A 10,192-nucleotide genomic window follows, 5' to 3' on the forward strand; every position below is an offset into this window, starting at 1 on the left:
GCGAAGGACCCTCGATGAGCACCGACGTCACCACCGCTGCGCCGCTGCGCCTCGGCTCTGCGCTCACGGTGTGGCCGCCCGTCGTGCTGGCGCCGATGGCGGGGATCACCAATGCGCCCTTCCGCACCCTGTGCCGGGAGCAGAGCGGCGGCAAGGGGCTGTTCGTCTCCGAGATGATCACCACTCGGGCGCTGGTCGAGCGCAACGCGAAGACCATGAACCTGATCCACTTCGACCCCAGCGAGCAGCCGCGCTCCATCCAGCTCTACGGGGTGGACCCGGAGACCGTCGGCCGCGCGGCGAAGATGATCGCCGAGGAGGATCTGGCCGACCACATCGACCTGAACTTCGGCTGCCCGGTCCCCAAGGTCACCCGCAAGGGCGGCGGCTCGGCCCTGCCCTACAAGCGCAACCTGCTGCGCGACATCCTGCGCCAGGCCGTCGGCAACGCAGGCGACCTGCCGGTGACCATGAAGATGCGCATCGGCATCGACGACGACCACATCACCTACCTCGACGCCGGCCGGATCGGCGCGGAGGAGGGCGTGGCGGCGATCGCCCTGCACGGGCGCACCGCCATCCAGCACTACAGCGGCGAGGCCGACTGGTCCGCCATCGCCCGCCTGCGCGAGGCCGTGCCGGACCACGTCCCGGTACTGGGCAACGGCGACATCTGGTCGGCGGACGACGCGGCCCGCATGGTCCGCGAGACCGGCTGCGACGGCGTGGTCGTCGGTCGTGGCTGCCTGGGCCGCCCGTGGCTGTTCAAGGAGCTGGTCTCCGTCTTCGAGGGCGAGATCGACTACGCCCGCCCCGACTTCGGCTACGTCGCGAAGACGATGATCCGCCACGCGGAGCTGCTGGGGGAGTGGATCGGGGACGAGAAGCGCGGCGTCATCGACTTCCGCAAGCACGTCGCCTGGTACACCAAGGGCTTCTCGGTGGGCTCGGAGCTGCGCAACGGCCTGGCCACCGCCTCCTCGCTGACCGAGCTGGAGGAGCTGCTCTCCCGGATCGACCCGGACCAGACGTGGCCCGACAGCGCCGACGGCCCGCGCGGCCGCACCTCGGGCGCGCACCGGGTGGTCCTCCCCGAGGGCTGGCTCGACGATCCGTACGACTGTGCCGTCCCCTCCGCCGACGCGGAGCTCGACACCTCCGGGGGCTGAGCGCCGTTCGCCGCCACGGAAGGTGGACGGTTGGCGACGCATAGTGAGACGGGATACGTACGAGGGGTGAGACGCGGCCCCTTCTGCGGCGTGACCCCGGCCACATTTGTCGTCACTTTGCGTCAGATGGACATAAAACCGCAGGTGGGGCGGGGTGTGAAACGCTTCCCGAACGAGGCCGAACACGGCGACCGGGCCTTGCCTCCAAAGGATCAATCCAAGGAAACCTGATCGTCGCCGTCCGTGGCCGCCCGCTTGCGCTCGTGTGAGATCGGCGTTTCCCTGAGTTCAACAGATGAAGGCGAGCTAGCGTCAGGGCGACGATTTTACTTTCGCAGGCAAAGCCCGTTTGCAGGCATGCGATCTCGCGGGTTACCGGTCAGTTCCGGCCTCTGACGGCCCATCTGGGGCAGCCAAGTGCCTTCGATCTGGGTATGTTCTCCGGCATCAGGGCAACCGTGCGGCAGGAGAGGCTCGTGGCCACTCAGGAAAAGTTCGTCTTCGACTTCACTGAAGGCAACAAGGACCTCAAGGACCTTCTCGGCGGCAAGGGCGCGAACCTCGCCGAGATGACCAACCTCGGGCTCCCCGTCCCTCCGGGGTTCACCATCACCACCGAGGCCTGCAAGGTCTACCTGGAGACCGGCAACGAGCCGGCCTCCCTGCGCGACGAGGTGAGTGCGCACCTCGTCGCCCTCGAGACCCACATGGCCAAGAAGCTCGGCGACGCCGCCGACCCGCTGCTGGTCTCGGTCCGCTCCGGCGCCAAGTTCTCCATGCCCGGCATGATGGACACGGTCCTCAACATCGGTCTGTCCGACGCCTCGGTCAAGGGTCTCGCCAAGCAGGCCGGCAACGAGCGCTTCGCCTGGGACTCCTACCGCCGCCTGGTCCAGATGTTCGGCAAGACCGTCCTGGGCGTCGAGGGCGAGCTCTTCGAGGAGGCCCTGGACGAGGCCAAGCGCGCCAAGGGCACGGTCAACGACCTCGACCTGGACGCCGCCGACCTCAAGGGCCTGGTCAAGACGTTCAAGAAGATCGTCAAGGACCACGCCGGCCGTGATTTCCCGCAGGACCCGCGCGAGCAGCTGGACCTGGCCGTCCACGCCGTCTTCGACTCCTGGAACAGCGACCGCGCCAAGCTGTACCGCCGGCAGGAGCGCATCCCGCACGACCTGGCCACCGCGGTCAACGTCTGCTCCATGGTCTTCGGCAACCTCGGCGAGGACTCCGGCACCGGCGTCGCCTTCACCCGTGACCCCGCCTCCGGCCACCAGGGCGTCTACGGCGACTACCTGTCCAACGCCCAGGGCGAGGACGTCGTCGCCGGCATCCGCAACACCGTGCCGCTGGCCGAGCTCGAGCAGCTGGACAAGAAGTCCTACGACGAGCTCATGACCATCATGCAGACCCTGGAGAACCACTACCGGGACCTGTGCGACATCGAGTTCACCATCGAGCGCGGCAAGCTGTGGATGCTGCAGACCCGCGTCGGCAAGCGCACCGCGGCCGCTGCCTTCCGCATCGCCGTCCAGCTGGTGGACCAGGGCCTGATCGACCTCGACGAGGCGCTGCACCGCGTCAACGGCGGCCAGCTCGCGCAGCTGATGTTCCCCCGCTTCGACGAGAACGCGAAGGCGGAGAAGATCGGCCGGGGCATCGCCGCCTCGCCGGGCGCAGCGGTCGGCAAGGCCGTCTTCGACTCTTACACCGCCGTCAAGTGGTCCCGCTCCGGCGAGAAGGTCATCCTGGTCCGCCGCGAGACCAACCCGGACGACCTCGACGGCATGATCGCCGCCCAGGGCATCCTCACCTCACGCGGCGGCAAGACCTCGCACGCCGCCGTCGTCGCCCGCGGCATGGGCAAGACCTGTGTCTGCGGTGCCGAGGAGCTCGAGGTCGACACCAAGAAGCGCCGGTTCACCACCGCCGACGGCCGGGTCATCGAGGAGGGCGACCTCATCTCGATCGACGGCTCCACCGGCAAGGTGTACCTCGGTGAGGTACCGGTCGTACCGAGCCCCGTCGTCGAGTACTTCGAGGGCACCCTGCACGCCGGCGCCGACGAGGAGGGCGGCCTGGTCAAGGCGGTCCACCGGATCATCTCCCACGCCGACTCGGTCCGCCGTCTGCGGGTCCGCGCCAACGCCGACAACGCCGAGGACGCGAGCCGCGCCCGCCGCTACGGTGCCCAGGGCATCGGCCTGTGCCGCACGGAGCACATGTTCCTCGGCGAGGAGCGCCGCAAGGAGGTCGAGCGGCTGATCCTGGCCGACAACGACGCCGACCGCGAGGCCGCGCTCTCCATCCTGCTGCCGCTGCAGAAGAACGACTTCGTCGAGCTCTTCACGGCCATGGACGGCCTGCCGGTGACGGTCCGCCTGCTGGACCCGCCGCTGCACGAGTTCCTGCCGGACATCACCGAGCTGTCGGTGCGCGTCGCCCTGGCCGAGGCCCGCAAGGACCCGAACGAGAACGACCTGCGCCTGCTCCAGGCGGTCCACCGCCTGCACGAGCAGAACCCGATGCTGGGTCTGCGCGGCGTCCGTCTCGGCCTGGTCATCCCCGGCCTGTTCGCCATGCAGGTCCGGGCGATCGCCGAGGCTGCGGCCGAGCGCAAGCTGGCCGGCGCCGACCCGCGCGCCGAGATCATGATCCCGCTCGTCGGCACCGTCCAGGAGCTGGAGATCGTCCGCGACGAGGCCGAGAAGGTCCTGGCCGACGTCTCCGAGCGGACCGGCGTCGACCTGAAGATCGCGCTCGGCACCATGATCGAGCTGCCGCGCGCCGCGGTGACCGCCGGTCAGATCGCCGAGGCCGCCGAGTTCTTCTCCTTCGGCACCAACGACCTGACCCAGACGGTGTGGGGCTTCAGCCGCGACGACGTCGAGGCCAGCTTCTTCACCGCCTACCTGGAGAAGGGCATCTTCGGGGTGTCCCCGTTCGAGACCATCGACCGCGACGGCGTCGGCGCGCTGGTCAAGAACGCCGCCATCGAGGGCCGCAAGACCCGCCCGGACCTCAAGCTCGGCGTCTGCGGCGAGCACGGCGGCGACCCGGACTCGGTCCACTTCTTCCACGAGGTCGGTCTGGACTACGTGTCCTGCTCGCCCTTCCGGATCCCGGTGGCGCGCCTGGAGGCAGGCCGCGCCGCCATCGAGACGGCGGGCAGCGACTCGCGCTGACAAACCCTCACCCGGTCTTCACCTCACCGGGTGCCAGCGCGAGGCAAGCCCCTCCCATCGTCACACCGTCCCCGACCAAGGCGGAAGTTGATGCAAGGGGGAGGGGTCGCTGCCCGCACCTGCTCCGTCGCGGAGCTCGGCGCAGAGTAGCCGCGACGGAACCCGCCCGGGCGGGAACGGACAACGGCGTCCGTTCCCGCCCGGGCCTTTTTGTGCCCGGATCGCACCTCTTCTGCGTCCGCCGTGTTTCCGGAGTCTCAGAGTTCGCTCTCAGGCGGCTTACGCGGTATTGAACTACGCGCGACGCATCGCCTAACGTCTCGGAACGCAAGCGCACCACCCCTCGTGGTGACACCACGGTGCCGCCTGGCCAGCGGCGTTGCACAGCCCTCCCGTTCTTCCCCCTCTGTCGAGAAGGGCACCACCGTGCTTCGTTCCGCACTTGTCGCCGGCTGCGCCACCGCGTTGGCCGCCGCAGGTTTCGCCATGGCCGCCCCGGCCGGCGCGTCCGAGCTCGCTCCGCACCACATGAACGCCCACAAGGCGGCGGCCGCCGCCAGCAGCGCCGGCAACCTCCTGTACGGCGGTGGCAACGTCGTCACCAGCCCGACCGTCTACTACGTCTACTGGGGCAGCCAGTGGGGTACCTCCAGCGTCACCAACGACCCGTCCGGTGAGGTCGCGCTCCAGCAGAGCTTCTTCTCGCACGCCTACGGCAGCGGCGACACCTTCTTCACCTCGCAGACCCAGTACTGCCAGGGCGTCGCCACCGGCACCACCCAGTGCAACGGCGCGGGCACCGCGGTCGGCCACCCCGCCTCCAACCCGCTGGGCGGCACCTGGCTGGACAGCTCCGGCAAGGCCCCGAGCCGTCCGAGCGACGCGCAGATCGCCGCCGAGGCGGTCAAGGCGGCCTCGCACTTCGGCATCTCCGGCGACAACGTCCAGGTCATCGTGGACCTGCCGCACGGCGTGGTGCCCTCCGGCTTCAAGACGCAGTACTGCGCCTGGCACGACCACACCACCGCGAGCAACGGCGCGGACCTGCCCTACACCAACATGCCCTACATCACCGACGCCGGTTCCGGCTGCGGCGCGAACTTCGTCGCCACGGGCTCGTCGGGTGTGAACGGCACGGACGAGGGCATCACCATCGTCGGCGGCCACGAGTACGCCGAGACGCTCACGGACCCGGCGCCGAGCAGCGGCTGGGTGGACAGCACGGGCGCGGAGACCGGCGACAAGTGCGCCTGGATCTCCAGCGGCCAGGGCGCGTCGTCGATCATCAGCCTGAACGGCGCGAACTTCGCCGTGCAGTCGCTGTGGAGCAACAACTTCAACAACGGCGCGGGCGGTTGCGTGGTGTCCTACACCAGCGCGAGCAACCAGCACTGACATCGCGTCATCCGATGCCGTAGGCCGGGCCTGCCAGGGCTCGGCCTACGGCCGTCATCGAGGAGCCCTGTCGTGAACCGAGCCCTGCGTCTGCTTCCCCTGGCGGCCGTGGCCCTGCTGACGGCGTGCAGCAGCAGCGCCCCCACCCCGGCCGCGGCCCCGGCGCCGGATCCCTCCCCGACGGTGCTCCCCGCCTGCGCAAAGCTCCCGGAGCCGGTGCTGCCGCACTCCGCGGGAGAACTGACGCAGCAGCAGTCCGGCGCCTACTGCCTGCCGCGCGGGCAGCGCGTCGACATCTTCCTCACCGCGGCCGGCAGCGGTGACACCTGGCAGCCGGTCCAGGCGACGGGATCGATCCTCGCCCCGGCGAGCACCGGCGTCATGACCGCACCCCTCGGCGTCACCCCGGCCATGTTCGTCGGCACCACCGACGGCACCTCCGTGCTGTCGAGCGCGGCCCCGTCGGGCAAGACCTGGAAGGTCACCATCGTCGTCAAGGGCTGACGATCCGCTCCCGCCGGTGGTTGCAACCACCGAGGGGTGCGGGGAACTGCGCGACAAGCCACCTGTGGCGGACGGTCCTCATCGAGCAGGACCATCCGCCACAGGGCGGCTTCTTGCTCCGCTACGCGGAGATCAGTGGTCTCGCCGCCACGTGGTGGGTCGGGCCGATGGCGACGCGTTGTTCGAGGCCGGAGCGGACGTTGGGCCATTCCTCGTCGAGGATGGAGTAGAAGGCCGTGCTGCGGACGATGCCGTCCAGGCCGCGGGTGTGCATGCGGTGGACACCGTCCAGCACCGCGCCCAGGCGCTCGATCGCCGCGCGCGAGCGCACGTTGCGGGCGTCGGCGCGCATCGAGACCCTGCGGACGCCCCACGTCTCGAACGCGTGACGCAGCATCAGGAGCTTCGCCTCGGTGTTGATCCCGGTGCCCTGCGCCCGCGCGGAGAGCCACGTCGCGCCGATCTCCGTCGCGTCGGGGATCGCGGTCAGCGGATCGCCCACGGGGCCGCGGGGGGCCGGCGGCCAGATGACCGGACCCTGCCAGTAGTCCAGCTCCGTGAACCGGGTCGACCCCACCACCAGGCCGTCGCTCGTTCTGACCGTGGCGAAGGGGAGTGCGCGGCCCGCCGCCTGCGCGGCCAGCGCGTCGCTGACGTAACGTTCCGTCGCCTCGATGCCGTGCGGCACGGGCGTGAACGCATAGCTGCTTCGGTCCTCTGCCGCGGCCGCGGCAAGGGCCTCGATGTGTCGCTCGGTGAGCGGCTCCAGCCGCACGGTGCGGCCGCAGAGGAAGACGGGTACGGGCACTTGGCCTTATGTCCTTCGGCGGGTGGGGTCGGGAAAGGTGCGCCCCGACGGCCGTGGGTACGACGACGGATCGCGTTCGCCGTGAGGCGTGCGGGGAGCGAGGGGACAGTGTGTGTCCGAAAAATGGCCGAGGCGGGAACGAGAGCGCGAAGGACAGCGGGCGGCCAGGTGAAGGCAAGGTGCGATGCGGGGTTCTGCAAAAGGTGCTGCGAGAGGTTGTGCGGCGATCTCCACGCAGCCTACGCGGTGCCAGAGTGGAGTGCAGCGAGAGGACCATACCCGCCCGGAGGGGTTAAGTCACCCCAGCCGCGCCAAACCGTCGTGCACGGCGTGTCTCCGGGGCGCATGGCCGCGGTTCGCACTCCGAATTGGGGAATGAACCCTGGTTCCGGGATGCTGGAACCAGGGTAATGGATGCTGTTTCGACAGCCAGAGGACGGGAGTGGGATCCAGGTGCTGGAACCCGAGGGGCTGTACGCGTTCGAGCCGGACGCGGAGGAGCTGGCCGCGGACGCCTCCATCCTGCTGCACTTCTTCGACGGCTTCATGGACGCCGGTGAGACCGGCGAACAGATCGTCGCCGAACTACTCGAGGACCCCGAGCGCCGGCTGATCGCCCGTTTCGACGCCGACCGGCTCGTCGACTACCGCGCCCGTCGCCCCACGATGCTCTTCGACCGGGACCACTGGGCCACCTACGCGGCCCCGGCGCTGGACCTGTACCTCGTGCACGACGCCGTCGGAGCGCCCTTCCTGGTGCTGTCCGGCCCGGAGCCGGACGTGGAGTGGGAGCGGTTCGCCAAGGCCGTCATCCAGGTGGTGGAGCGGCTCGGGGTGCGGCTCTCGGTGACCTTCCACGGCGTGCCGATGGGCGTCCCGCACACCCGCCCGACGGGGATGACGCCGCACGGCAACCGCAAGGACCTGATCGGCGCGCACCCGCGCTGGTTCGAGCAGGTCCAGGTGCCGGGCAGCGCCGGCGGCATGCTCGAGTTCCGCCTCGACGAGGCCGGGCACGACGTCCTTGGCTTCGCCGCGCACGTCCCGCACTACCTGGCGCGCACGCCCTACCCGCACGCCGCCGTCGCGGTGCTGGAGGCGATCCAGTCGGCCACCGGCCTGGTCCTGCCCGGTACGGGCCTGCGCGCCCGGATGGACGAGGTGCGCGAGGACGTCGACCGCCAGATCGCCGAGGGCGACGCGGACCTGCGCACCGCGATCCAGGGCCTGGAACAGCAGTACGACGCGGTGGCGGGCGCCGCCGACCGCGAGAACCTGATGGCCGAACCGGTCGACCTGCCCTCCGCGGACGAGCTCGGCCGGGCCTTCGAGGAGTTCCTGGCGGAGCAGGGCGACACGGAGTAACCGACACGGAGTGCAGGGGGTACAGCGGAGGCGCCCGCCGTCGGCGGGCGCCTCCGCTGTGCGTGGTGGTGTCAGCTGTGCGCGTGCGTGGGGGTCGTCACCGGGCCGTTGAGGGCCAGCCCCGGAGCGGGCGGGGCGGACGGCTTCCCCGACGCCTTGCCCGACGGCTTCGCGGACGGCTTGGCGCCCGGCTTGCCCGGGTGCTGGGACCCCGAGGGGGACGGGAAGGGCGTGGGAGCCGCCGGCTGGACCAGCTGCGGGGCGTCCAGCTGCTGGCTGAGCCAGGGGAAGACGACGGGGAAGATCGACGCCCAGGTGCCCCAGTTGTGGCCGCCGTCCTTCAGCACGATCGGCGGCTCCACCGTGACCGGGAACTTCGCCGCCGCGCGCAGCGCCTGCGCGTTCTTGGGGGTGCTCCAGCGGTCGTGGGCCGAGGTGGCGATCAGGATGGAGACGTTCGCCTGGGGTCCGGCCTTCTTCATCAGCGCCAGCGGATTCTGCGCCGCCAGGATCGTCTTGTCGCGGACCACCGTGGGGTCGCCGCGGAAGTCGTCGGGACTGAGCGCGACCGCCGCGCCGAAGCGGTCGGGGTGCTGGAGGACCATCTTCGTCGCGCAGTAGCCGCCGGTCGAGTCGCCGACCAGCCCCCAGGCGCGGGCGTCGCCGAGGACCCGGAAGTCCTTCTTCACCAGGTTCGGCACGTCGACGTCGAGCCAGGTGCCGTTGCGGATGTTGCCGACGTCCGTGCAGTCGGTGTTGATCCCGTCGGGGTTGATCCGCGGGATGACGACGATCGCGGGCTTCATCTTGCCGCTGTTCATCATCTGCAGCAGCGGACCGGGCATGCCGCCGCCCTTGACCCATGTCTCCGGGGAGCCCGGATAGCCGTGCAGCAGCTCGATGACGGGGAAGGAGTAGTCGCGGTACTGGGTCTGCTGGTACTGCGGCGGGGTCCACACCAGGACCTCGCCCGTCATGCCGGAGGCGGCGCCCTCCAGAACGGTGCGCTGGAAGCCGTTGGGGCCGCCGGTGAAGGAGGCCGTCTGCGCGCTCGCGGCGTTGCCGGTCACGCCGACGCCGGCGTTGTCCTGCTGGCCGAAGAGGTCGCCCCAGGAGGAGTAGAGGCCGTTGGCGTTGTTGATCCACACGGCGACCACCGCGATCGCGGTGAGCTGGCAGAGGCCGATCAGGCTCAGCCGCACGAGCCCCCGGACGTACTTGGGACCACGAACGGCACCCCAGGCGACCATGGTCACCACGACGGCGACGATCGTCGCCGCGATCAGGGTGTAGAAGAAGGCGGCGCCGGTGAGGCTCACAGTCCCGTTCTCTCTTCACTGCTGGGCGGACATCGGGAGGTCCGAGCCCTTCAGCACCGTCCCACCGCCGTGAACGTTAGCCGGGCCGGGTGAGCGAAAGTCTCTTACCTGACCGTTCGGGGCGGTTCGTGACAGAACTGTCGCACTGGTGAGGCATCCTGTGACCTTGTGAGCAAGGGAAGGGACATCGGCGTGGACGACGGTGTGACCGACACGACACCCGAAGGCCCTGGCGCCCGCACCCTCGACAGCACCCGTGTCCGCCTGCCTATCATCGGCGAAATGACCAGAGCCCAGCTACGCAGCGCCACCCGCGCTTTCGGTCTGCTGGCCTTCGCCGTCTGCTTCGCGCTGGTACTCGTGAACGGGGCGTTCGGCTCCGGCTCGACCGACGAGGGCCCGGCGGGGCCGTCCTCCACCGAGGCGGGCCGGCGCGCCCTGCCGACG

At 70.1% G+C, this 10,192-nt stretch carries 7 protein-coding genes; 5 read left to right on the plus strand and 2 right to left on the minus strand.

The annotated features are described in order from the left end of the window. The first annotated feature begins 14 nt into the window (after positions 1-14). The 4 genes from dusB (at position 15) to TR49_RS28535 (ending at position 6,253) form a co-directional block, all read left to right on the plus strand. Positions 15-1,169 carry a tRNA dihydrouridine synthase DusB gene (gene dusB / locus TR49_RS28520; protein WP_042386768.1) on the plus strand — a complete coding sequence of 385 codons (1,155 nt, stop codon included), beginning with the start codon at positions 15-17 and terminating at the stop codon, positions 1,167-1,169. 434 nt (positions 1,170-1,603) lie between these two features. Next, complete coding sequence (gene ppdK / locus TR49_RS28525) at positions 1,604-4,354, plus strand: pyruvate, phosphate dikinase (RefSeq protein ID WP_042386769.1); 2,751 nt, start codon at positions 1,604-1,606, stop codon at positions 4,352-4,354. 426 nt (positions 4,355-4,780) lie between these two features. Continuing rightward, positions 4,781-5,749, plus strand: a complete 969-nt coding sequence (locus TR49_RS28530; RefSeq protein WP_152627505.1) for a hypothetical protein — start codon at positions 4,781-4,783, stop codon at positions 5,747-5,749. Positions 5,750-5,821: 72 nt separating this feature from the next. Beyond that, the gene (locus TR49_RS28535; protein WP_042386771.1) at positions 5,822-6,253 is read left to right on the plus strand and encodes a hypothetical protein; all 432 of its coding nucleotides are present in this window, start codon (positions 5,822-5,824) and stop codon (positions 6,251-6,253) included. A gap of 121 nt (positions 6,254-6,374) precedes the next feature. On the opposite strand, the gene TR49_RS28540 is transcribed toward TR49_RS28535, so the two are convergent. After that, positions 6,375-7,061, minus strand: coding sequence for a GNAT family N-acetyltransferase (locus TR49_RS28540; protein ID WP_042386772.1), 687 nt, complete (start codon positions 7,059-7,061; stop codon positions 6,375-6,377). A 453-nt stretch (positions 7,062-7,514) separates the two neighbouring features. Here TR49_RS28540 and TR49_RS28545 point away from each other — a divergent pair, with 453 nt between their 5' ends. After that, a complete protein-coding gene (locus tag TR49_RS28545; RefSeq protein WP_042386773.1) occupies positions 7,515-8,426 on the plus strand; it encodes a PAC2 family protein in 912 nt (303 codons plus the stop codon). Positions 8,427-8,497: 71 nt separating this feature from the next. On the opposite strand, the gene TR49_RS28550 is transcribed toward TR49_RS28545, so the two are convergent. After that, entirely contained in the window at positions 8,498-9,745 is a 1,248-nt protein-coding gene (locus TR49_RS28550; RefSeq protein WP_052434722.1) for an alpha/beta hydrolase, read from the minus strand. Positions 9,746-10,192 lie beyond the last annotated feature (447 nt).

The organism is Streptacidiphilus melanogenes (genome assembly GCF_000787835.1).
GTDB lineage: Bacteria > Actinomycetota > Actinomycetes > Streptomycetales > Streptomycetaceae > Streptacidiphilus > Streptacidiphilus melanogenes.